Annotated in this window: 28 protein-coding genes; all 28 read left to right on the top strand. The window is 40.3% G+C overall.

Annotated elements, in window-relative coordinates; genetic code table 11:
• Positions 1 to 3 precede the first annotated feature (3 nt).
• Positions 4 to 399 carry a TIGR02530 family flagellar biosynthesis protein gene (locus IEV91_RS10485; RefSeq protein WP_188497386.1) on the top strand — a complete coding sequence of 132 codons (396 nt, stop codon included), beginning with the start codon at positions 4 to 6 and terminating at the stop codon, positions 397 to 399.
• A gap of 73 nt (positions 400 to 472) precedes the next feature.
• Positions 473 to 1738 carry a flagellar hook protein FlgE gene (locus IEV91_RS10480; protein WP_188497385.1) on the top strand — a complete coding sequence of 422 codons (1266 nt, stop codon included), beginning with the start codon at positions 473 to 475 and terminating at the stop codon, positions 1736 to 1738.
• Positions 1739 to 1777: 39 nt separating this feature from the next.
• Complete coding sequence (locus tag IEV91_RS10475; protein ID WP_188497384.1) at positions 1778 to 1999, top strand: flagellar FlbD family protein; 222 nt, start codon at positions 1778 to 1780, stop codon at positions 1997 to 1999.
• Positions 1992 to 2420 (top strand): flagellar basal body-associated protein FliL, encoded by a 429-nt coding sequence (fliL, locus tag IEV91_RS10470; RefSeq protein ID WP_188497383.1) that lies wholly within the window; start codon positions 1992 to 1994, stop codon positions 2418 to 2420. The genes IEV91_RS10475 and fliL overlap by 8 nt, the downstream gene beginning before the upstream one ends.
• Positions 2421 to 2461: 41 nt before the next feature.
• Positions 2462 to 3454, top strand: a complete 993-nt coding sequence (gene fliM, locus IEV91_RS10465) for a flagellar motor switch protein FliM (protein ID WP_188497382.1) — start codon at positions 2462 to 2464, stop codon at positions 3452 to 3454.
• Positions 3451 to 4596 carry a flagellar motor switch phosphatase FliY gene (gene fliY, locus IEV91_RS10460; protein ID WP_188497381.1) on the top strand — a complete coding sequence of 382 codons (1146 nt, stop codon included), beginning with the start codon at positions 3451 to 3453 and terminating at the stop codon, positions 4594 to 4596. Before fliM ends, fliY begins: the two co-directional genes overlap by 4 nt.
• A 37-nt stretch (positions 4597 to 4633) precedes the next feature.
• Complete coding sequence (gene cheY, locus IEV91_RS10455) at positions 4634 to 4996, top strand: chemotaxis protein CheY (protein WP_188497380.1); 363 nt, start codon at positions 4634 to 4636, stop codon at positions 4994 to 4996.
• Between the two features lie 11 nt (positions 4997 to 5007).
• Positions 5008 to 5676 (top strand): flagellar biosynthetic protein FliO, encoded by a 669-nt coding sequence (gene fliO / locus IEV91_RS10450; RefSeq protein ID WP_188497379.1) that lies wholly within the window; start codon positions 5008 to 5010, stop codon positions 5674 to 5676.
• Positions 5673 to 6353, top strand: a complete 681-nt coding sequence (gene fliP / locus IEV91_RS10445; RefSeq protein WP_188497378.1) for a flagellar type III secretion system pore protein FliP — start codon at positions 5673 to 5675, stop codon at positions 6351 to 6353. The genes fliO and fliP overlap by 4 nt, the downstream gene beginning before the upstream one ends.
• Positions 6354 to 6408: 55 nt before the next feature.
• Positions 6409 to 6678 carry a flagellar biosynthesis protein FliQ gene (gene fliQ, locus IEV91_RS10440; RefSeq protein WP_188497377.1) on the top strand — a complete coding sequence of 90 codons (270 nt, stop codon included), beginning with the start codon at positions 6409 to 6411 and terminating at the stop codon, positions 6676 to 6678.
• Positions 6679 to 6681: 3 nt separating this feature from the next.
• Positions 6682 to 7455, top strand: a complete 774-nt coding sequence (gene fliR / locus IEV91_RS10435) for a flagellar biosynthetic protein FliR (protein ID WP_188497376.1) — start codon at positions 6682 to 6684, stop codon at positions 7453 to 7455.
• A 1-nt stretch (position 7456) separates the two neighbouring features.
• Positions 7457 to 8536, top strand: coding sequence for a flagellar biosynthesis protein FlhB (flhB, locus tag IEV91_RS10430; RefSeq protein ID WP_188497375.1), 1080 nt, complete (start codon positions 7457 to 7459; stop codon positions 8534 to 8536).
• A 24-nt stretch (positions 8537 to 8560) separates the two neighbouring features.
• Positions 8561 to 10591, top strand: coding sequence for a flagellar biosynthesis protein FlhA (gene flhA / locus IEV91_RS10425; protein WP_188497374.1), 2031 nt, complete (start codon positions 8561 to 8563; stop codon positions 10589 to 10591).
• Positions 10588 to 11700: a flagellar biosynthesis protein FlhF gene (locus tag IEV91_RS10420; protein WP_188497373.1), complete on the top strand. Its 1113-nt coding sequence runs from the start codon at positions 10588 to 10590 to the stop codon at positions 11698 to 11700. The genes flhA and IEV91_RS10420 overlap by 4 nt, the downstream gene beginning before the upstream one ends.
• Entirely contained in the window at positions 11684 to 12556 is an 873-nt protein-coding gene (locus IEV91_RS10415) for a MinD/ParA family protein (RefSeq protein ID WP_188497372.1), read from the top strand. The genes IEV91_RS10420 and IEV91_RS10415 overlap by 17 nt, the downstream gene beginning before the upstream one ends.
• Before the next feature lie 31 nt (positions 12557 to 12587).
• Positions 12588 to 13628 carry a protein-glutamate methylesterase/protein-glutamine glutaminase gene (locus tag IEV91_RS10410; protein ID WP_188497371.1) on the top strand — a complete coding sequence of 347 codons (1041 nt, stop codon included), beginning with the start codon at positions 12588 to 12590 and terminating at the stop codon, positions 13626 to 13628.
• Positions 13629 to 13640: 12 nt separating this feature from the next.
• Positions 13641 to 15626 (top strand): chemotaxis protein CheA, encoded by a 1986-nt coding sequence (locus IEV91_RS10405; protein ID WP_188497370.1) that lies wholly within the window; start codon positions 13641 to 13643, stop codon positions 15624 to 15626.
• 80 nt (positions 15627 to 15706) lie between these two features.
• Complete coding sequence (locus IEV91_RS10400; RefSeq protein WP_188497369.1) at positions 15707 to 16162, top strand: chemotaxis protein CheW; 456 nt, start codon at positions 15707 to 15709, stop codon at positions 16160 to 16162.
• A gap of 1 nt (position 16163) precedes the next feature.
• On the top strand, positions 16164 to 16796 hold the full coding sequence (locus IEV91_RS10395; protein WP_188497368.1) for a chemotaxis protein CheC: 633 nt from the start codon (positions 16164 to 16166) through the stop codon (positions 16794 to 16796).
• A complete protein-coding gene (locus IEV91_RS10390) occupies positions 16789 to 17274 on the top strand; it encodes a chemotaxis protein CheD (protein WP_188497367.1) in 486 nt (161 codons plus the stop codon). Before IEV91_RS10395 ends, IEV91_RS10390 begins: the two co-directional genes overlap by 8 nt.
• A 64-nt stretch (positions 17275 to 17338) precedes the next feature.
• On the top strand, positions 17339 to 18118 hold the full coding sequence (locus IEV91_RS10385; RefSeq protein WP_373284427.1) for a FliA/WhiG family RNA polymerase sigma factor: 780 nt from the start codon (positions 17339 to 17341) through the stop codon (positions 18116 to 18118).
• Between the two features lie 17 nt (positions 18119 to 18135).
• The gene (locus tag IEV91_RS10380) at positions 18136 to 18666 is read left to right on the top strand and encodes a DUF6115 domain-containing protein (RefSeq protein ID WP_188497365.1); all 531 of its coding nucleotides are present in this window, start codon (positions 18136 to 18138) and stop codon (positions 18664 to 18666) included.
• 212 nt (positions 18667 to 18878) lie between these two features.
• On the top strand, positions 18879 to 19649 hold the full coding sequence (gene rpsB, locus IEV91_RS10375) for a 30S ribosomal protein S2 (protein ID WP_188497364.1): 771 nt from the start codon (positions 18879 to 18881) through the stop codon (positions 19647 to 19649).
• A gap of 103 nt (positions 19650 to 19752) precedes the next feature.
• Positions 19753 to 20628: a translation elongation factor Ts gene (gene tsf / locus IEV91_RS10370; RefSeq protein ID WP_188497363.1), complete on the top strand. Its 876-nt coding sequence runs from the start codon at positions 19753 to 19755 to the stop codon at positions 20626 to 20628.
• A 123-nt stretch (positions 20629 to 20751) separates the two neighbouring features.
• The gene (gene pyrH / locus IEV91_RS10365; RefSeq protein WP_229745525.1) at positions 20752 to 21480 is read left to right on the top strand and encodes a UMP kinase; all 729 of its coding nucleotides are present in this window, start codon (positions 20752 to 20754) and stop codon (positions 21478 to 21480) included.
• Positions 21480 to 22037, top strand: a complete 558-nt coding sequence (gene frr / locus IEV91_RS10360; protein ID WP_188497361.1) for a ribosome recycling factor — start codon at positions 21480 to 21482, stop codon at positions 22035 to 22037. The genes pyrH and frr overlap by 1 nt, the downstream gene beginning before the upstream one ends.
• A gap of 153 nt (positions 22038 to 22190) precedes the next feature.
• A complete protein-coding gene (gene uppS / locus IEV91_RS10355) occupies positions 22191 to 22961 on the top strand; it encodes an undecaprenyl pyrophosphate synthase (RefSeq protein ID WP_188497360.1) in 771 nt (256 codons plus the stop codon).
• Between the two features lie 68 nt (positions 22962 to 23029).
• The gene (locus IEV91_RS10350; RefSeq protein ID WP_188497359.1) at positions 23030 to 23818 is read left to right on the top strand and encodes a phosphatidate cytidylyltransferase; all 789 of its coding nucleotides are present in this window, start codon (positions 23030 to 23032) and stop codon (positions 23816 to 23818) included.
• The last annotated feature ends 5 nt before the right edge of the window (positions 23819 to 23823 follow it).

Here is a 23823-nt window from a genome sequence, read left to right as displayed (position 1 = left end):
GCCATGGTGAATACGATTCATACTCACCGGTTTGTACAGCCTTTGAATGGACAGCCATACACGCCTACGCAGACGAAGACCAAGAATCAAGTTAGTTTTAATGACACCTTAAAGGATAGTCTTTATAAGAATAATCTTACGCCACTTAATATTAGTAAACATGCCGCTAAACGGATGAGTGAGCGTAATATCGATATTCAGCCTGAACAGTGGAATCGCATCTATGATCGCCTACAGGAAGCAAAGGCAATGGGCATTAAGGATTCGTTGGTGGTTACCAAGAAAGAGGCAATGGTGGTTAATGCTCAGAATAATACAGTGATTACCATTATGAACCGTGGTGAAGCGGATCAACATATTTTTTCTAATATCAATGGCACGATTTTATTAAACGATTAGGGCTGGACCTACGACGGGGGCCTTTAAATCGCTGAATGACAGAAGCGGTTTTAAAATAAGGAGGAAGTAAAAGATGCTTAGATCGATGTATTCCGCAATAAGTGGACTTAAGAACTTTCAAACGAAACTTGATGTCATAGGGAACAATATTGCCAACGTTAATACAACTGGGTTTAAAAAAGGAAGAATTACTTTTTCGGATCTTGTTAGCCAGCAAATCTCTGGTGCGAGTGCACCTACTTACCAACGTGGGGGGACGAATCCAATAGCGGTAGGATTAGGCTCGCAAACAGCCTCAGTCGACAGCATTGATACGCAAGGGAGCACACAAACAACCGGACGTGCACTGGATTTGGCGATATCTGGAGATGGTTATTTTGTGGTCAAAGATGGAGCGAATTCCTATTACACACGGGCGGGAAACTTTTATCTTGATACGAATGGTAATCTCGTCAATTCAGCTGGTCTTAAATTGATGGGTTATGGTGTAGATGAAAAAACCGGTGGTATCGACAAAAGCAAGTTGACTAACCTTGGAATCAGTGATGATCGTGTTGTCCAACCGCAAACGAGCTGGTTAAATCTTGTGGGAAATCTTAATTATGATGATTTAAAGCCAAATGCTGGTGGGACTTTCCCAACAAGTGATCCCATTTCATTTGAAGTTTTTGATTCTAATGGAAATGAGCATACAGCTTCAATTACGCTTCAAGGAACGGATACGGCTGAGGATAAAGATGGGAATCCATATATTAGTAATTTTACTTTCACGATTGATGCACCAGGTTCAACACCAGCATCACAAACGGGAACGATCACGATGGATACGGACGGTTCCTTTAAGTCCCTTTCTATAGATGGAGGGAATAGCATCAATTTTGATTATGGTAATGGCTCCGTTGCAACTATTAATCAAGGGGATATCGACTTTAGTGCTTTAACAGCCTTTCAATCCCCTCCAACAGCTGAGGTTGTCGGAGATGTCACCACTTTAGACAGCTATAGTATTGGTTCTTCCGGAGAAATTTATGGCGTTCTTTCTAACGGGGACATTCAATTACTTGGACAGGTTGTCTTAAGCCAGTTTAATAACCCAGGGGGGTTAGAATCGGCAGGAGGTTTGCTTTATAAGAACACGAGTAACTCAGGAGATGCGGTTATCGTCGCCCCGGGTGAAAATGGTGGCACTTTACAGGCAGGCGCTCTAGAAATGTCTAATGTAGATCTTTCAGAAGAATTCACGGACATGATTGAGGCACAAAGAGGTTTCCAAGCGAATGCTCGTGTCATTACCACTGCCGATTCCATATTAGAAGAACTTGTAAACTTGAAACGATAGTGAAGGAGGGGAGGGGTCGGAGGCCTCCGATCCCTTTTTATGATTAAATTGACCCGGATTAATGGAAAATCACTCACCTTAAATGCTTGTCTTATCGAGCAGGTTGAATCATTGCCTGATACCACTATTACTTTACTTAGTGGGAAGAAGCTCATTGTGCGAGATACAGAAGAAGAGGTCACTCAAAAAACAGTTGCTTTTCTAAAAAGTATTGGATTATATGCCACGATGAATGATAGGGAGGGAAATGCAAGTGTTTAGAAGCAAAACTCTGAATACGTTATTGATTGTAATGGCGTGCTTCACGCTTGCTGGAGCAGGGGTGTTCTACTACTTGTCGCATAAAGCCCATGCAAAAGACAGCCCTCCAAGTATAGGCGAAGTAGTGGACCACTTATCAGTAACTACTGATGAGATCACAACGAACTTAAAAGATAATAAATTTATTAAAGTCACTTTTTTAATTGAAGTTTCTAATAAGAAAGCTAAATCTGAGTTAGAAAAACGCCAATTCCAAGTGAATAATGAAATTTTATATCTATTATCGAATAAATCGGAAGCAGACCTTAATGGCGAAAAAGGGTTGCAAAAATTAGAAACCTCCTTGCAAGAAAAACTCAACAATTTGATGAAGAATGGAACTATCGTCCATGTGTATACGACGGAAAAAATTATTCAATAGCTTCTTAGGGGATGAAATGAAAGGAAAAGAGGTGAACTCCATTGGCGGATGTCTTATCTCAATCGGAAATAGACGCGTTATTATCAGCGATTTCTACAGGTGAAATGAATGCTGAGGAATTATTAAAAGAAGAAGACCAAAAGAAAGAAAAGGTTTATGATTTTAAACGTGCGTTGCGATTTTCTAAAGACCAATTTCGCAGTCTAACACGGATCCATGAAAATTATGCACGATTACTCACAAGTTACTTTTCTGCTAGACTACGAACCTATGTGCAAATTTCAGTAGCCTCGGTTGATCAGCTTCCTTATGAAGAATTTGTGCGCTCAGTACCGTCTTTAACCATTTTAAATGTGTTTGAGGCTCAACCATTGTCAGGACGAATGGTGATCGAGGTGAACCCCAATATTGCTTATGCGATGCTTGATCGACTTTTGGGTGGGGTAGGAGAAAGCTTTAATAAAATTGATAATTTGACAGAAATTGAATCAAAACTGATTTCTCAAATCTTCGAAAGTGCTCTTGAACCCTATAAGGATGCTTGGGCAACAGTTTTCGAGATAGAGCCTGAAATGCAGGACTTTGAAGTGAACACACAATTTCTGCAAATGGCATCCCCTAACGAAACTGTCGTCGTCATTTCTTTACAAGCGCAAATAGGTGAAGCAAGTGGGATGATTAATATTTGTTTACCTCACGTCTCTCTGGAACCTGCCATTCCTAATTTATCTCTACATCAGTGGATGGTAGAAAGTAGTAAAGACGCGACGCCAGAAGATGCGACGAAAATGAAATTAAATGTCCAAGATGCATCAGTTGAAGTTCAAGCGGAACTAGGTGAAACCAAATTAACGATCAATGATTTTATTGATCTTAATGTGAATGATGTTATTCCATTATATAAACGCATTGATGATCCGATTGTGGTGAAAGTTGGTTCGTACCCTAAGTTCACGGCACAGCCAGGCTTAAAAAATAAGCATATGGCTATTCAAATACTTGATGTAATAGAGGAAGGAAGTGAGGACGTATGACACAAGACGACGGCATGCTTTCACAAGAGGAAATCGATGCATTGTTAAATGGTGTAGATATTGACGAGCCTGCCCAAAGCACATCCGAACAGGGAGAGTTGAATGTTCTCTCGCCGATCGAAAAAGATACCTTAGGTGAAATTGGTAATATCTCTTTTAGTAATGCAGCGACAGCTCTTTCAACGCTTTTAAACCAAAAGGTAGAAATCACAACACCAGAAATTAGTTATATCACACAGGGACAGTTGAACAATGAATTTCCCTTTCCACATGTTTCCGTGCTTGTGAATTATACTGAAGGCTTTAAAGGATCTAATGTTTTACTAATCAAACGCGAAGATGCAAGTGTTATTGCTGATCTCATGTTAGGTGGCGATGGAACGCATCCTCAGCCGGTGATTGATGAAATTCAACTTAGCGCAGTCCAAGAAGCCATGAATCAAATGATGGGATCTTCAGCAACATCCATGTCAACGATGTTTGAAAAAAGGGTGGATATTTCTCCGCCTGTGGCAGAGATTCTTGATATGGAAAAAGAAGTCGGTATGGATACCATTCCTTCTCATGAATCCTTTGTTAAAGTGTCCTTCCGCTTGAAGATAGGCAATCTCGTTGATTCAAGTATTATGCAGCTTGTACCTATTGATTTTGCCAAAGCGCTTGTGGCTGAATTAACATCTATTCATGAATCACAACAATCAGGCTATCAGGAAGAAAGTGTGACAGCACCGCAAGAAACGGTTAGCACACCATCAAATAACCAAGAAACGCACAATAATAATGAAGCAATAAAGAGAACCGAATCGACTGCTTTTGTCGATGCAAGTACTAAGGTTCAATCTGCTGCTTTTACAGAATTTGATGATGTCCAACCCACGGTTCAATCAAGAAATATTGATCTGCTTTTAGACGTTCCTTTAACGGTAACGGTTGAGCTAGGAAGAACAAGAAAAAGAATCAAAGATATTTTAGAGTTGGGTCCGGGTTCTGTGATTGAATTAGAGAAGCTCGCTGGGGAGCCTGTGGATGTTTTAATCAATGAGAAACCGATCGCTAAAGGCGAGGTTGTTGTTATTGATGAGAACTTTGGTGTGCGAATAACTGAAATAATAAATCAACGAGATCGATTACAAAAACTATAAATGATAAATAGTGTATACATTCTGGAGGTAAGATAAAATGGCAAACCGTATTTTAGTTGTAGATGATGCAGCATTTATGAGAATGATGATCAAGGATATTTTAGTGAAAAATGGTTTTGAGGTTGTTGGCGAGGCAAGTAATGGTCAAGAGGCGATTGAAAAATATAAAGAGCATCAGCCTGATTTAGTTTTAATGGATATTACGATGCCTGAAGTTGATGGGATTACAAGCTTAAAAGAAATTAAAAAAATTGACCCGCAAGCCAAAATCATTATGTGTTCGGCAATGGGACAACAGGCGATGGTTATTGATGCGATTCAAGCAGGGGCCAAAGATTTCATTGTTAAACCTTTCCAAGGTGATCGGGTCTTAGAAGCGATTAAGAAGACGTTAGAATAGAGGAATCAATAGTGGTGGTTTTAACGAGAAATTTAGTCATTGGTGTGATAATATGTGTGGCTTTTGTCTTCGGTTTTCATACAACCACCTTTGCAAAATGTGATGACAGTCGTTCGGTTGCTGACCAATTGAGTCAGAAGTGTCAGCAAGCCGACAAGACAAAGGACTCCACAAAGACAACAAAGAATGAAGCGACAACTACAACAGAAGGTCCATCTCTGACTTGGACCTTTATTAAATTAGTCGGTGCTTTAGCGATTATTCTCGGCCTTATTTACCTTTTGTATCGTTTGGTTTCTAAACGGACACGGGCATCTCAAAGTCATGGGGCCATAAAAAATGTGGGTGGCGTGGCGATTGGTAATAATCGCTCAGTACAGTTAATCCGTATTGGCGGAGAAATTTTAGTCGTAGGCGTTGGGGATTCTGTTCAACTTTTAAAAGAAATTAACGACCCAGACGTTGTCCAGGCTCTTCTTCACGAAGAAGAAGCACCTGATCTCATCCAAAAAAATGTCTCTAAATTGATGTCATGGACAAAGCAATCGGTAAAGGCAAAAGTAACTGGTAATGACAATCCGAAAAATAAAACTATTAAATTCCAAAAACAATTAATGGAACTCGTCAAACAAAGATCAAATGATGTTATAAAACACATGGGGAAGGATTCTGAAAAATGAGTGAGCTACTTCCAGGATTAAATACAGATTTATTAACTAACCAACCCCAGGACGTGGCGACAACCGTACAGTTACTGATCTTGCTTACAGTCCTATCACTGGCGCCTTCCATACTCATTCTCATGACATCATTCACACGTATCGTCATTGTCTTGTCCTTTGTTAGGACGTCATTATCGACTCAACAGATGCCGCCCAATCAGGTCATTATTGGATTATCGCTTTTCTTAACCTTTTTTATTATGGCGCCTGTCTTTAGTGATGTGAACCACGATGCATTGCAGCCTTATTTGAAAGGGGATCTTTCACAAAAACAAGCCTTACAAAAGGCAGAAGAGCCTTTCAAAGAATTCATGGCAAAAGAAACACGGACAAAAGATTTAAATCTATTTTTAGATTATGGCCATTATGATAAGCCAAAAAACATTCATGATATTCCGTTTACAGCGCTTGTTCCTGCTTATACGATTAGCGAACTTAAGACGGCGTTCCAAATGGGTTTTATGATCTTTATTCCATTTTTAATTATTGATATGGTCGTCGCAAGTGTCATGATGGCAATGGGGATGATGATGGTGCCCCCTGTGATGATTTCTCTACCTTTTAAGATTTTGTTATTCGTCATGGTCGATGGGTGGTATCTCATCGTTAAATCATTGTTATCAAGTTATTCGTAGTGTATGAGCAAAACATGTACACACAGGATGAAAAAAACAAGGATGCTGATGTTAAATGAGTATGGAATTTGTTATATCCATTGCTGAAAAAGCAGTCATGTTAGTCTTAATCATTGGTGGCCCTATTTTAGCCATCGCGCTTGTCGTTGGATTGATCGTCAGTATTTTTCAAGCGACAACGCAAATACAAGAGCAAACGCTCGCCTTTATTCCTAAAATTGTGGCGGTGTTACTTTCGCTCGTGATCTTTGGTCCATGGATGCTTTCACGAATATTAACGTTCACTCAAGATATTTTTTCAAATCTTAATGGGTTTGTAGGTTAAGCAATGAATATTGTTCAAGAATTTCCATTGTTTTTATTAGTGCTAGTGAGGATGACGAGCTTCTTTCTCGTCGCCCCATTGTTTAGCTATAAGACGATTCCCAGTCGATTCAAACTTTCTTTTGCCATTATTTTCTCTTTTATTATTACCCTGACCTTGACAAGCCAAAAGGTTGAATGGGGAAGTCAATACCCCCTTCTTCTTGTCAAAGAAGCTATCGTTGGGTTGAGTATTGGTTTTGTGGCGGGAATACTCTTTTATGCGATTCAACTCGCGGGGACATTTATTGATTTGCAAATGGGTTTTGCGATGGCTAATCTGATTAATCCCGAAAACGGATCATCGACGCCTTTAAGTGGGCAGTTCTTATATATCATTATGATGGTGTTTTTGTTTACGACAAACGCCCATTACATGATTTTAAACGGCATTTATTATAGCTTTCAGCTTGTTCCGATAGACGTTGTAGGCATTCATTTAGATCAAGGTTCAACTGCTCACTTTGTAACGGAGTTAACAGCAAAGATGTTCGCGATTGCTTTACAGATGGCTTTGCCAATCGTTGGCTGTCTCTTCCTAGTCGATGTGGCTGTAGGTATTATCGCAAGAACTGTCCCACAGCTTAATGTCTTTGTCGTTGGTGTTCCCTTAAAAATTGGTATCGGTCTTATTATATTGCTCGTTGTAATGCCTTTATTAGTGGCAATGTTTCGTGAGGTATTCGAACTAAGTGCTGATGCCATGAAAGAATTTATGACCTATTTGGGGAGTTCGTAAGATGAGACTTCAATTGGATCTCCAATTTTTTGCAGAAGAAAAAACCGAAAAAGCGACACCAAAGAAAAAAAGTGATACGCGTAAAAAGGGCCAAGTTGCTAAAAGTGCTGATTTATCAAGTGCGCTCTCAATGCTCTCTATTTTTATCTTATTAACCTTTGCAGTTCCTTGGATGGGCCGAGGACTAATGGATGTCATGCAGCATGCCTATACTGAAGAGATGCAACACGTGTTAACCGAAGGGAATGTCCATCAATTGTTTACTTCCCTTGCTGTGCAGAGTGCCAAGATAGTGGCGCCTGTCCTTATTGTAGCCCTTGTTATCGGTGTGTTTTCTAATATTGTCCAGATCGGCTTCTTATTTACAACTGAGTCGCTTTCTTTTAAGTTAAATCGCTTAGATCCAATAAGTGGAATAAAACGTATTTATTCTTTAAGGGCAATTGTCGAGTTTTTAAAGTCTTTACTTAAAATAACACTCGTGGGTTTAACAACGTTTATTATTTTATGGATGAATCGCGATCAACTGTTAACCTTAACACAGCGTACACTCTGGGAAGCGGTTGTGGCCATTGGTAAGGTGACAACAGAAATGGGAATTGCCGCTTCGATAGTTTTGCTTGTATTAGGAACCTTTGATTATGCGTATCAACGCTTTGATCATGCAAAGAATATTCGAATGTCCAAAAAAGAAATAAAAGATGAGTATAAAAACACTGAAGGTGATCCACAAATCAAAGGGCGTATCCGCGAGCTGCAGAGACAAATGGCAATGCGGCGTATGATGCAAGATGTTCCAAAGGCGGATGTCGTCATTACTAACCCGACGCACTTTGCCGTTGCTCTTCAATATAAAGATGGAGAAATGGATGCTCCTGTAGTGGTGGCAAAAGGTGCTGATCTTATCGCCCAAAGAATTAAGGCCATTGCTAAGGAAAATAAAGTGGCTGTTGTGGAGAAAAAAGAAGTCGCGAGGGCTTTGTACCATCGTTTAGAAATTGGAGATCAAATTCCAGAGGAATTTTTCAAGGCCGTAGCTGAAATTTTAGCCTACGTTTATCAATTAAATGGGAAAGTATGAACGAGTGATGAGGTGTAAAAGCAAGTGAAGCTAAAAGATTTAATTGTACTATTAGCCGTTATTTTAATTGTCCTTATGTTAATTATTCCATTACCTAACTTTATACTCAGCTTTTTAATCATTATCAATATTTCACTTGCCTTAATTGTCTTACTCGTGGCAATGAATATGAAAGAGCCTTTGGAATTTTCCATTTTGCCTTCTTTACTCTTACTTTTAACGTTATTTAGGCTTGGGTTAAATGTTTCAACGACACGTGCGATTTTGGGAAAAGGCGATGCGGGTGTTGTTATTGAAACCTTTGGGAATTTCGTTATTGGTGGTAATGCTATTGTTGGTTTCGTTGTCTTTCTCATACTCATTATTATTCAATTTGTTGTGATTACGAAAGGGGCCGAACGGGTAGCTGAAGTTGCTGCCCGCTTTACCCTTGATGCGATGCCAGGGAAACAGATGTCCATTGATGCTGACCTTAATGCTGGTTTAATCAATGAAAAAGAGGCCAAAGGTCGCCGTGAAAAGATCGCGAAGGAAGCGGATTTCTATGGAGCAATGGATGGTGCCAGCAAATTTGTAAAAGGGGACGCTATTGCTGGGATTATTATTGTCATGATCAACATGATCGTTGGGATGGTGATTGGTGTTGTTCAACTTGGAATGAGCTTAGGGGATTCTACCCATACTTATACCCTATTAACAGTAGGGGATGGGTTAGTCAGCCAAATTCCAGCCTTACTGATTTCTACGGCTACAGGTATTATCGTCACTCGAGCAGCCTCTGATGGTAATCTTGGGCAGGATATTACTAAGCAAATTCTCGCTTATCCGACTATGCTTTATATTGCTGGAGGCGTCATCCTTTTATTAGGGTTTACGCCAATAGGATTCCTGATTACCGTCCCAGTGGCTATTCTTCTATGTGTTGGTGGTTATTTCTTATCCCTTAATCAAGCGAAGCCAGAGGTGAATGAAGAAGAGCTTGCGGCTGATATTGAAGAGGAAAAAATAAAAAGTCCTGAAAGTGTTGTGGATTTACTTGAGACTGATCCTATTGAATTTGAATTTGGTTACGCTCTGGTGCCTTTAGCAGATGCTAATCAGGGAGGCGACCTCTTAGATAGAATAGTCATGATTAGAAGGCAGCTTGCCATTGAACTCGGTATGGTTATCCCTGTCGTGCGAATAAGGGATAACATTCAGTTAGAGCCGAATAGCTATCGTTTGAAAATCAAGGGCTCAGAAATCGCTCGTGGCAGTCTTTTGTTGGATCATTATTTAGCCATGAGTCCTGGTGAAGATGATCCAAACATAGTTGGCGTTGATACCGTTGAACCTGCTTTTGGCCTGCCAGCGAAATGGATTGGGGAAGATATGAAGGAACAGGCTGAATTAGCCGGTTATACTGTAGTGGATCCTCCATCTGTTGTTTCAACACACATTACAGAGCTATTAAAACGACATTGTCATGAGTTGCTCGGTCGAAAAGAAACCAAACAATTAATCGAACATCTAAAACAATCAGACGAGACTCTCGTCAATGAGGTCACCCCTGAACCATTAAGCATTGGTGAAGTACAGAAGGTGCTCGTAAACTTACTCAGAGAAAATTTGTCTATTCGTAATTTACCGGTGATTTTCGAAGTCTTAGCAGATGTGGCGACGATGACCAAGGATACGGATTTGTTGACGGAATATGTACGTCAAGGGCTATCAAGACAAATCTCTCATCAATATGTAAGGAACAATTTATTAAAGGTGTTGACACTTGACCCAGCATTTGAAGAGACAATTACGGAGTCTATTCAAAGAACCGAGCATGGAAACTACTTGGCACTAAATCCAGAGATGACGCAACGGTTTATAGAGCAAATGGCTCAGATTATTGAAAGGCAATCGGATATCGATCAAGAACCGGTTCTACTCTGCTCACCAGCAGTGCGCCTTCATGTGAAGCAACTCATCTCACGGTCATTACCACAGGTAGCGGTCTTGTCCTACAATGAGCTCGAGCCAACAATTGAAATTCAAAGTATTGGGGTGGTGAATGGCGCATGAAAATAAAAAAATTCACTGCAGATTCTATGTCTGAAGCCATGAACTTAGTTAAAAAAGAGTTGGGACCAAATGCTGTGATACTCTATACCAAAAATGTCAAGAAAAAGGGGATGCTGTCACTTTTTAAGAACAAAAAAGTGATCGAAGTGTTTGCGGCTCTTGATCAAGGCAGTGACACGGCTCCACAACAAGTCATTAAGGCGGATCTTAAGGAGCCGAAAGCCACACCCGTGATGGCAGAACACAATAATCAACCGATCCACCAGGGTCCGGTAAAGGCTGTGGAATGGACAAGTCCCCTTCCTGAAGCTATCCGAGAGATTCATGCCCAATTAGAGGCTGAAGGGTTGCACTCAGACCTTGTTCATCCTTTGACTCAAACAATGTTAAGGACGTGGTACCGTTCACCACATCCTTTAACGGACGCCGAGTTGAAAGAGGTCTTAAAAGCGTATATAGATAAACAATTGGAGTCGATCGTTTTTAACGGACTTCGAAAGGAAACAAAAATACTCAACCTAGTAGGACCGACGGGGGTAGGTAAAACCACTACGGCTGCCAAAATTGCCTCAAAGGTAGTGCTTGATGAGGGGAAAAAGGTCGGTTTTATTACAACGGATACCTATCGGATCGCGGCGATTGAGCAATTAAAAACCTATGCGAAAATTTTGAGTTTACCGGTTGAAGTGGTGTATTCACGATCAGATTTTGAACGTGCGTTAACGACATTAGAGGGGTATGACCTTATCATTGTTGATACGGCGGGTCGAAATTATCAGCAACGCCAATATATCGATGAAATTCAGACACTAATCCCTTTTAATGAGCAAGCCATGGAAACGTATCTCGTTCTTAGCGCGACAGCAAAGTCTGAAGACATTCAGAGAATATCAAACCAATTTGATACTTTGCCGATAGAGGGTTATGTGTTTACCAAGCTAGATGAAACATCGTCAGTCAGTTCACTGCTTAATCTTGTCCTCAACAATAAGATCGGTGTTTCGTATGTCACCAATGGACAGGACGTACCAGATGATATAGTGGAAGCCGATAAGCAAGCCTTTGTGAATCAATGGATAGAAGGTGTATGGCGTGAAAGATCAAGCTGAAGCCCTAAGGCGCCGTGTCGAGCGACTTAAAATCAATCATACGGCACAAACAAGACATACAAAGGTTATCGCGGTTTTAAGTGGTAAGGGCGGTGTAGGAAAGTCTGTCTTTTCATTAAATTTTGCTTTAGGACTTCATCAGTCGGGAAAAAAGACGCTCATCATTGATCTCGATATTGGTATGGGGAATATTGATATCCTATTGGGACTTCATTGCCAACATAATATTGTCGATATGATAGATAACCAATTAAAAATTGAGACTGTGATTACCTATCATGAAAGTGGGCTAGGTGTCCTAACAGGAGGAAGTGGTTTATCCGATCTTTTTAAATTAAATGAAACAAAATTCGCCTATTTTCTTGACCAATTAAGAGAATTAAAAAGGCACTTTGATTTCATTATTTTTGATCTAGGCGCAGGTATGAATCATGATACACTGCAATTTGTGAAGGCTGTTCATGAGATTCTCTTGGTGACAACAACCGAACCAACAGCATTAACCGATGCTTATGCTGTTGTTAAGATTACTCATCGCTATGCCAACGAGATACCTATTCGATGCATTATCAATCGCTATGATAGCGAGCGAGAGGTGAAAGAAACGTGGGCTAAGCTTTCGGGTGTCTCTGAGCGTTTTCTAGGGAAAAACATTCATTTTTTAGGCGCGTTGCCGCGTGATACCGCTGTTATAAAAGCAGTAAAAAGACAAAAGCCCTTTTTAATCGAGGAGCCTCGCTCTAAAATTAGCAGTAAGCTTAAAGGACTTATTGCTACTTATTTACAAGATGAAGCGGTGCACCCTGAGACGAGCTTAGATAGTTTTATCTTTAAATTAAAGCATCTTTTTCGCTAGCGTTTCAGTGCGAAGATGGGGGGGGAATCGGATGAAAATAATTACTGTCCTCGTGGTTGATGATTCCGCTTTTATGAGGAAACTGATTTCTGAAATCATCAATGAAGATCCACGAATGACGGTCATTGCGACTGCGAGAGATGGTTATGATGCGTTAAAAAAAGTGGCTCAACTTCATCCAGATGTAATCACTTTAGATGTAGCACTGCCCCAACTTACAGGGATTGAAGTTTTAAAAAGAGTGATGGCTGAGCATCCCACACCGACAATTATGTTGAGTAGTGTAACAGATAAAGGTGCCGCTATTACCATCGAAGCAATGGCATTAGGTGCTGTTGGTTTTATCACTAAACCTTCAGGAGAAATTTCCCTGGACCTATACAAAGTGAAGGAAGCTCTAATCGCTAAAATTATGGAGGCAGCGGCATCTCATGTGGGGAAAAGAGTAGAACCGAATATGGCACAGGAACCACTTCTAAGTCCGTCAATTAATCAGCAAGTGAAATTGATTTGTATAGGAACATCGACTGGGGGACCGAGGGCGTTAAGGGCGGTTATTTCCAAGCTCCCTCAACATCTTCATGTCCCCATCGTTGTCGTTCAGCATATGCCAGCGACGTTTACTAAGTCGTTTGCGGATAAATTAAATCAATGGGCGCTTTTATCGGTTAAAGAAGCACAGCATGGTGAACTTCTACACAATGGCACGGTTTACATAGCTCCTGGTGGCTATCACACAAAAATTAAAAAAGTGGGTCGTTCAATGGCATTTATCGTTGATCAATCACCCATTGTCAGAGGTCTTAGGCCATCATATGATCTGTTATTGGAATCTGTAGCTGATTCAGGTATCGGCGGCGTTGTGACTGTTACGCTTACAGGAATGGGATCGGATGGTGCAAGGGGATTGGCACATTTAAAAAGAGAATGCCAAGACGTCTACTCCATAGCAGAAGCTGAGGAAACAGCCGTTATTTTCGGTATGCCTAAAGCGGCCATCAAAACTGGATACATTGATGCAATTTTAAATCTTGAACAAATACCGTCAGCAATGATTGATCAAATAAGCTAGGGGGACACGGGTATGGATACAAATCAATATTTAGACTTGTTTTTAGATGAAAGTCGTGAGCATTTACAAAACATGAATCAAGGTTTACTTGAATTAGAAAAGTCTCATGGGAATCTGGAGATTATTAATGAAATTTTCCGATCCGCCCATACACTTAAGGGCATGGCTGGGAGTATGGGATTTCAAAATATGACGGAATTAACTCATCAGCTTGAAAATATTCTCGATGCTTTAAGGAATGGCGAGCTCACTATCAGTACAGGGATTATAGATGCGCTGTTTGCGGCAGCAGATCACTTAGAAGAAATGGTCGATCTTATTACGGATGGTAATGGAGACAATGTTGCGATCCATGACATTATGAGGCAATTAAAAAATGCTGCAGGGTTAAAACAAGACCCAGTAGGTCAGACGCTAAACGAGTCGACAACAAATGGAGAAGCTGAAAATTTTGTAGCCACTGTAATGCAACAAGCAAAAGAACAAGGATTTAATGTCTGGCAAGTTGAAGTCGTTGTCAGAAAAGATTGCATGTTAAAAGCCGCTCGTGCTTATATGGTCGTTGAGATTGTTGAACAAATGGGTGAAATCATTCAAACTGTTCCAGCCACTGAAGCGCTTGAAAACGGTGAGTATGATACCTCTTTTACCCTTATACTCATTACTCATGATGATGAAGCCGCTGTACGAGAAAAGATTTTAAAAGTCTCTGAGATTGATAACGTGGTTGTTAACGAACCGGAAACAAACACAAAGGAAGACTCTAAGCCTAATAATGGGAGTCCGGTTGCTGAGGAGAATAAACAAACACAAACACCGTCTACCAAGAACAAAGGGAAAGCCTCACAAACTCATAAGACCATTAGGGTGAGTACCCAGCGTCTCGATGAATTGATGAATCTCTTTGAAGAACTGGTGATTGATAAAGGGCGTCTTGAGGAGATCTCGCGAACACTGAAGCATCAAGAATTAGAAGAAACAGTGGAAATGATTTCGCGAACATCAGGGCGACTTCAAGATATTATTTTGAATCTTAGAATGGAGCCTGTTGAACAAGTCTTTAATCGTTTCCCAAAAATGGTTCGCAGTGTGTCACGAGAATTAGGTAAAAAAATCGAACTTGAGATGGTGGGTGTGGATACCGAATTAGATCGTAACGTCATTGACGAAATTGGGGACCCTTTAGTTCATCTGATTAGAAATTCTATGGACCATGGAATTGAGACACCTGAGGTTCGATTAGGCAAGGAAAAATCAGAAGTCGGACGTATTACTCTCAGAGCTTTTCACCGCGGCAATCATGTTTTTATTGAAATTGAAGACGATGGTGCGGGAATCAATCGTCAGAAAATCACAAACAAAGCGATTGAAAAAGGTTTACTATCCGAAGAAGAAGCCATGAGATTACCAGATAATGAAGTCTATCATTTAATGTTTCACTCTGGATTTAGTACCGCTGATAAAATCTCTGATATTTCTGGTCGCGGTGTAGGTCTGGATGTCGTAAAAAATAAAATTGAATCTTTAGGTGGAAGCGTCAGTGTAGATTCTGAGGAAGGAAAAGGGTCTCTATTTACGATTCAACTTCCTCTTACGTTATCTATTATCTCCACTATGCTTGTGAATGTTCATCAAGAAACCTATGCCCTGCCATTAAGTTCTATTGTTGAAACGGCCCTCATTGAAGAAAAGGATCTTTTCAAAACACAGGGGCAAGAAATGCTAGAATACCGCGGGCGCGTCATTCCCTTTAAGCGTCTTCAGGATGTTTTAAGTGTTCCCGGGCAGTCTATCCAGCACAATAAATTTATACCGGCAATTATCGCGCAATCGGGAAAGGCGATGACTGCCTTTGCTGTTGACCAATTTATCGGTCAACAAGAAATTGTGATTAAATCTTTAGGCCGTTATTTAGGCAACGTCCAACCCGTATCTGGTGCAACGATTTTGGGAAATGGTCAAGTTGCTTTAATCCTTGATTGTGCATCGATGATTTAAACGTTAATCAATGAGTGAGTTCTTAAGGATTCCGCAATTCAAACAGATTTGTATTGCAAATATAGAGGAGAGTGGAAGAAATGGCAGAAGAGAAAATTATTGTTTTTTCACTTAATGGTGAGACTTATGGTGCGCCGGTTAATCAAGTGGTATCCATAGAAAAGCTGCAAGTAATCACCCGAGTTCCTAATGCAAAACCTTTTATAAAAGGGGTTATGAATTTAAGGGGGATGATTCTTCCGGTGGTTGATTTGCTACAAAAATTTGAGATTGGACAATCAGACATTGTTGAGGCTACTCGGTTAGCTATTGTTGAATCTGAAGATGTTCAAGTCGCATTAATTATTGATTCAGCAAGAGATGTTGTGAGTATTGATGGAGAGAGTATCGAGCCTGTGCCTGAAATTGCTGGGGGTGTGCATGCAAAATATCTAAAGGGTGTGGCCAAACATGAGGAGGATCTTCTTGTTCTTTTGAATTTAGATCTCATTCTTAATCCTGATGATATTGAAGCCATTAAACAACTCGAGGTTTAAAATGCAGAGATCTTTGCGGCAGCTCACGCCAGAACATCTCGATATTGTCAAAGAGATCGCGAATATTGGGTCGGGTCATGCCGCCACCTCTTTATCAAAAATACTTGAGCAGCGCATTGATATGGCTGTTCCATCTGTTGAGATCGCATCTTTTTCTGATCTACTCAATATGGATGATGCAGAAACCCCTGTCGTTGCGGCCTACCTAAAAATGAGTGGGGCTCTGCCGGGGCATCTCTTTATCATGTTTGATCTTGGGGAAGTGGATGATTTGATGAAACCGATGCTTCGAGGGAACCCTTTAAATGCAGAAGAGTTGTTAGTCAATCCACTTTACAGTTCTTTTCTTGGTGAAATTGGCAACATTATGGCCGGTGCCTATATCTCAGCATTATCCGATTTCTCAGGAAGAAATAGTTACTTATCACCGCCACAGGTTTGTGTCGATATGAAAAGTGCCGTTTTAAGTGAGGGCATCCTTGACCTCTCCCTCTATGAGGATCAGGTTATGGTTATCAACGCGGTGCTTTCCAATGGAGAAACACATCAGACGATTCATAGTGCCTTTACCTTATTACCTGAATTGAGCGGCTTATCATCTTTTATCGAACTTTTGGAGGGTAAAAATGGTTGAGGTATTAGCTGTTGGATTATCTGATATTAAAGTTGCGAGGCAAGGTCAAAATCTACGCTCTTCTGGGTTAGGTTCATGTGTCGGATTAGTTTTATTTGATTCGTTGCGGCACATTGCCGGCATGGCCCATATTATGCTCCCAGATAATAAAATCACACGTGGAAAGGCTCATCCACCAGGGAAGTTTGCGAATACGGCCGTTCCGGAACTCCTAAAGCAACTTCTTGCAATTGGAGCAAAAAAAAGCAACCTTTATGCGAAAATGGCTGGGGGAGCAGAAATGTTCCGGACAACAACAGGGTTTACTGCAAATATAGGGATGAGAAATATTGAAGCGGTGAAGGCAGAGTTAGATGCCCATCATTTCGAATTAGTGAGCGCCGATGTAGGCGGGAATTTTGGTCGGTCTATCGAGTTTGTAACTGAGACAGGAGACTTACGTATTCATACGGTGAGTCAAGGTGATAAAGTCATTTAAGAAAGTGGTTATGGAGATCCGAGCGGACCTCATCTAAAAGTATGAAATTGGAGGTGGTGTGATGATAAACCTCATGGGTGATGAAAAACAGTATTATTGGACAAGATGGACGGAAACAAGGGATAATGAAGCAGCTGACTATTTAATAAAATTATATGAGCCTTTAGTTCAATTTCACGTGAGACGCTTGCGTGTTGGCTTACCTAACACTGTCACAACGGATGAACTCATGAGTTATGGGTATATGGGATTATATGACGCTCTTGTTAAATTTGATGTGAGTAGAGATTTAAAGTTTGACACCTACGCCTCCTTTAGAATACGTGGAGCCATTTTAGATGGTTTAAGAAGAGATGATCCGATTCCTAGAACCCTCCGTGAAAAAAGTAAGAAAGTAGACGCCATTACTGAACGATTAGAGCAGCTATATAAGCGCAATGTCACGATTGATGAAATCGCTGAAGAAATGGGCATTTCGTCTGAGGAAGTGGAGTCTATAATCACGGATAGCTTTCTTGGTAGTATGAAGTCAATAGATGATGAGTTTACTGTCAATGAACGGCGAGATAAGATTGCTCATTTGATTGAAGATAAAGGGGCCATCCGGCCTGAACAAAACATGATTAAAGATGAAATGATTCAGGCACTTGCGCAACATATCACCTCCTTAAATGAGAAAGAACAAATAGTGATTAGTCTTTTTTATCACGAGGAGCTCACATTGACCGAAATTGGAAAGGTGATGTCCTTATCGACGTCGAGAGTATCACAAATTCATTCTAAAGCCTTATTGAAATTAAGAAAGGTTCTTGAGACGAATACTTTATTTAATGAACGCGGATAGCGTGAACGAGGTGGGCTATGGTTGTTGTTTTATTGATTTTTAGTCTATGTCTCCATTTGGTTGCCTTCTATCTGATTACCATTCTTGTGCAACGTATGAACCAGATGAAAGGTGAACAGCCTATAATGGATGATGAGACTTTGGCGGTTGCAATGGAACAGTATTTAGAGGAAATCCGTCATGAAAATGATATTTTGATCGAGAGAATCCAATCCTTAGAACTGACGTCAAAAGCACATGATCATAAGAAGAAAATGACGAGTGATGAGGCGAAGTTGAAAGAGAAAGAGACAGTCGAAACACTCAAAGGCGATATCAATCCTGTGAAACAGCAGATGAAGAAATCCTTTGACGAAGTGCTATTGGAGGCTGCGCCTTTACCAACATCACAAATTCAAGATCAAGTTGAACAATCGACGGAAGCGAAGATCCTGCAGTTACATCAAAAGGGTCAAAAGATTGAAGCCATCGCGAAACAATTGAACCTTGGAAAGGGCGAAGTTGAGCTCACGATCAATATTTTCAAGAAAAAAGAAAAAGGCCAATAGCACATAATGGTTGGGAAAAAATTATTATATGCGTTGATCTTTTAAGAAATGCTATATATTTTATTCGTCCTATTGTCAAATGGATAAAGTTATGTTATATTAATCGTTGGTGTCAATCACACACGTTCATTGATTTGTGCATCGGTGCCCACTGGGTCTTGTGCAAAAATGATTTGAGCGGAGGAATTAAAACCATAGGGAGGAATTTTAAAATGGCAGTTATTTCAATGAAGCAGCTGTTAGAATCCGGTGTTCACTTCGGTCACCAAACACGCCGTTGGAACCCAAAAATGAAGCCTTACATTTTCACAGAAAGAAACGGTATTTACATTATTGATCTACAGAAAACCGTTAAAAAAGTTGAAGAAGCTTACAACTTTGTTAGAGATTTAGCGGCAGATGGTGGTCAAGTCCTATTCGTAGGGACAAAGAAACAAGCTCAGGATTCTGTTAAATCAGAAGCTGAACGTTCAGGTATGTACTATGTTAACCATCGTTGGTTAGGTGGGACATTAACAAACTTCGAAACCATTCGTAAACGGATTAATCGTCTAAAACAAATTGAAAAAATGCGTGAAGACGGCACTTTTGAAGTTTTACCTAAAAAAGAAGTTGTCGGTTTAAATAAAGAGCTTGAACGTCTAGAGAAATTCTTAGGCGGTATTAAAGACATGGATCGTCTACCTGACGCACTATTCGTTATCGATCCTCGTAAAGAGCGCATTGCAATTGCTGAAGCTCGTAAACTTCACATCCCAGTTGTAGCGATTGTTGATACGAACTGTGATCCTGACGAAGTGGATGTTATCATCCCTGGTAACGACGATGCCATTCGTGCGGTTAAACTTCTTACTGGTAAAATGGCAGATGCTATCTTAGAAGCACACCAAGGTGAAGAAAATGCACCTGCGGAAGTTGCTGAAGCTGAGGTTCAACCTGAAGCTGAAGTAGCAGAAGAAACAGAAGAAGTTACAGCTGAATAAATATCTGTAATGACAAGGGGTGATAAGGGGCGAGTAACCCTTTATCACCCTTTTTAAACAATCACTACCTATATAATTACATACACTTAGGAGGAACGTATTCATGGCAATCAGTGCAAAGTTAGTTAAAGAATTACGTGAGAAAACAGGTGCAGGCATGATGGACTGCAAAAAGGCTTTAACAGAAGCAGACGGTGACCTCGACAAAGCGGCAGATCTTCTCCGTGAAAAAGGGATTGCGAAGGCTGCTAAAAAGGCTGATCGTGTTGCAGCTGAAGGTCTTGCGAAAACAAAGATTGAAGGCAATGTCGCTGTTATTGCTGAGGTGAACTCTGAAACAGACTTTGTTGCTAAAAATGAGCAATTTACCTCTTTAATTGATGATATCCTTAGTCTCCTGATTAAAGAAAAACCTGCTAACGTTGAAGCAGCATTGGAATTAAACGTTGATGGTACGACGCTTGCAGAAAAAATTAATTCAGCAGTTGCTAAAATTGGTGAAAAAATCTCCTTGCGCCGCTTTGAGGTTCTTGAAAAAGCGGATGGCGATAGCTTTGGAGAATATATTCATATGGGTGGCCGTATTGCTGTTCTTTCAGTACTTAAAGGGAATGACGATGAAGCGGCGCGAGATATTGCTATGCACGTCGCCGCAATCAATCCTAAGTATGTGAATAAAGATCAAGTAGAGGCATCAGAACTTGAACACGAAAAAGAAGTTCTAACGCAACAAGCGTTAAACGAAGGAAAGCCAGAGAAAATCGTTGAGAAAATGGTACAAGGTCGTCTCAATAAATTTCTTGAAGACATTTGTTTAGTTGAACAGGATTTTGTAAAAGACCCTGATCAGAAAGTTAAACAGTATCTTAGTGGCAAAGGTTTAGAGGTTGAAACCTTCGTTCGTTATGAAGTTGGCGAAGGGATGGAAAAACGCCAAGAAAACTTCGCTGAAGAAGTTCAAGCTCAAATGAAAAAATAATAATAGAGAGAAAAAAGCGGAGATGGGGAGCACGAAGTATGTGTTCCCTATTTTCAAAGGGTTGAATTTTTCGAAAACATAAATGAACTTTGATCAATAAGTATGAAGGAGCGTGCACACACTGTGGCTAAAAATTCCAAGTATAAACGTGTAGTACTAAAACTCAGCGGGGAAGCACTTTCAGGAGATATTGGTTACGGTATTGATCCAAAAGTGATTAAATCCGTTGCGCGCCAAATCCAAGAAATAGTAGAATTAGACGTAGAAGTAGCTGTCGTTGTTGGAGCAGGAAATATATGGCGTGGTAAAGTCGGTAGTGAAATGGGCATGGATCGCGCTACTGCTGATTACATGGGAATGCTTGCTACGGTTATGAACGCTTTAGCCCTGCAAGATGGATTAGAAAAGCTTGAAGTTGAAACGCGCGTTCAATCTTCTATAGAAATGAGACAGGTGGCTGAACCATACATAAGAAGAAGAGCGATTCGTCATTTGGAAAAGAAACGCGTCGTTATTTTTGCGGCAGGTACAGGGAATCCTTATTTTTCAACAGATACAACAGCTGCTTTGAGAGCTGCAGAGATTGAAGCTGAAGTGATACTGATGGCCAAAAATGAAGTTGACGGAGTGTATTCGGCTGATCCTAAACTTGATAAAAATGCTGAGAAATATGATGAACTTTCATATCTCGATGTCCTGAATGAAGGATTGGCAGTCATGGATTCTACAGCGTCTTCACTTTGCATGGATAATGATATTCCGCTAATTGTATTTTCAATAACTGAACAAGGCAATATTAAACGCGCCGTTCTCGGTGAAGACATCGGAACGATCGTAAGGGGGAAAAAATAATGACAACGGAAATTATGCAAGACACTAAAGGAAGAATGAATAAGGCAACCGAAGCCTTAACAAGAGAACTAGGGACTATCCGTGCCGGTCGTGCCAATCCGACGATACTTGATCGTGTTACTGTGAATTATTATGGTGCCGATACGCCGCTTAACCAACTCGCGAATATTTCTGCAGCGGAGGCTCGTCTACTAACGATTCAACCTTACGATAAATCAATATTAGGAGATATCGAAAAGGCGATTTTGATGGCAGATCTTGGATTAACGCCTAATAATGATGGAGATATCATTCGTTTGGCGATCCCCGCATTAACCGAGGAACGCCGTAAGGAGCTTGTAAAACAAGTGAAAAAAGCGGGAGAAGAGGCAAAGGTTGCGGTACGTAATATTCGTCGGGATGCTAATGACCAATTGAAAAAAGCAGAAAAAAATGGGGAGCTCACAGAAGATGAGCATCACCGTTTTGCGGATCAAGTGCAAAAATTAACAGATGACACGATTTCGAAGATTGATGAAATATGCTCTAATAAAGAAAAGGAAATCATGGAGGTTTAATCTATGTTATATTAGAAGGGAGTGTTCAAGAGCTTGGCTTTTCTTTATTAAGAGGAGGAAGCTTTTGAGTCATTTCTAGGGTGGAATGGATAAAGGGAAGCCTTATTCATTCCATCTCTAATATAGTCAGATCCCTTTTCAGGAGGAACCCTAATGCTTGAGAAACTAGCCTTCAGAAATATAAAAGCAAAAGAGAATAGAGACGAACCCTTCAATCTTCAAAATATACCCAATCACATTGCCATTATAATGGACGGCAATGGGCGCTGGGCAAAAGGAAGAGGACTTCCGCGTATCGCTGGCCACAGAGAGGGCATGAAAATCGTAAAAAAGATTGTAAGAGAAGCCAGTGATCTTGGTGTAGGGATTTTAACATTGTATGCTTTCTCCACTGAGAATTGGAAGCGTCCGAAGGATGAAGTTGATTTTCTTATGCGACTCCCAGAACAATTTTTAACCACTTATTTAAAAGAATTAGTGGAAAAAAATGTACAGGTGAGAGTTATTGGTGATGAATCTAGACTTCCTATTCACACGAAAAGAGCGATTGATCAAGCGAAACAACAAACCTTGCAAAATGATGGCATGGTATTAAATTTTGCTTTGAATTACGGCAGTCGCCATGAAATTACTGAAGCCATTCGGCAAATTGCTGAGGACACGAAAAAAGGACTTTTGGATGCCGAAACGATTGATGAAAGTACTGTTTCAGAGTATCTCTTAACAAAGGCCTATCCTGACCCTGATCTTTTGATTAGAACAAGTGGAGAGCTTCGATTAAGTAATTTTATGCTTTGGCAACTCGCCTATACAGAATTATGGTTTACCAAAGTCTATTGGCCTGATTTTACTGAAGATCATTTAAAAGAAGCTATCTCGCAATACAATTTGAGAACACGGCGCTACGGTGATATCAAGGGATGATTCGGTAATTTCAGTCTAAATGCATAGGGAGTGTAAATCCCGTTTAGCCTTTTAAAGGAGTTTTATAAGTGAAACAACGAATTGTTACAGGTGTTATTGCAGCTGTTATTTTCATTGCCTTTCTTGTGATCGGGCATTTGCCATTTGAACTTTTTACATGTGTCATGGCAATAATAGCCTATTATGAATTGATTGCGATGGCGAAGATTAAGCAGAATTCCATACAAGCCATTCTTGGTGCTTTAGCCGTAATATTAGTCGTACTCAATGCGGAAGTTCAGAAAGTATTTTCTTATGATTTGGTGACTCTTTTTATTGCTCTAGCCCTTATTTTATTAATCGTTACAGTGTTTTCCCGCAACACTTTTTCATATGATAAAGCCTCATTTGTGTTATTTTCAGCTCTTTATATTGGCTTTTCATTCATGCTACTTTCCCAAGTTAGAGTTGAACAAAGCTTATTACTTCTTCTTTTTATTTTGGTTGTCATTTGGTCGACCGATTCTGGGGCCTATTTTATTGGTAGACAATGGGGGAAACATAAGCTTGCTCCACATATTAGCCCGAATAAGACCATTGAAGGGATGATCGGGGGCATTATTTCCGCTCTGATTATATCTGGAATTTTTCAACTGGTTGCGAATTTTGACGATCCGTATACTCCATTTAAGCTCATCGTGATGACGCTGCTTATCGCTATTTTTGGTCCGATTGGTGACTTAGCTGAATCAGCGTTGAAAAGACATTATGATGTCAAAGATTCAGGAAAGCTACTACCTGGTCATGGCGGTGTTCTGGATCGGGTCGACAGTTGGATATTTGTCCTCCCAGTTCTTTATTTATTTCAACTTATTTAATACAG

Source organism: Pullulanibacillus pueri, assembly GCF_014639255.1.
GTDB lineage: Bacteria > Bacillota > Bacilli > Bacillales > Sporolactobacillaceae > Pullulanibacillus > Pullulanibacillus pueri.
This window is presented reverse-complemented; position numbering and strand designations above follow the sequence as displayed.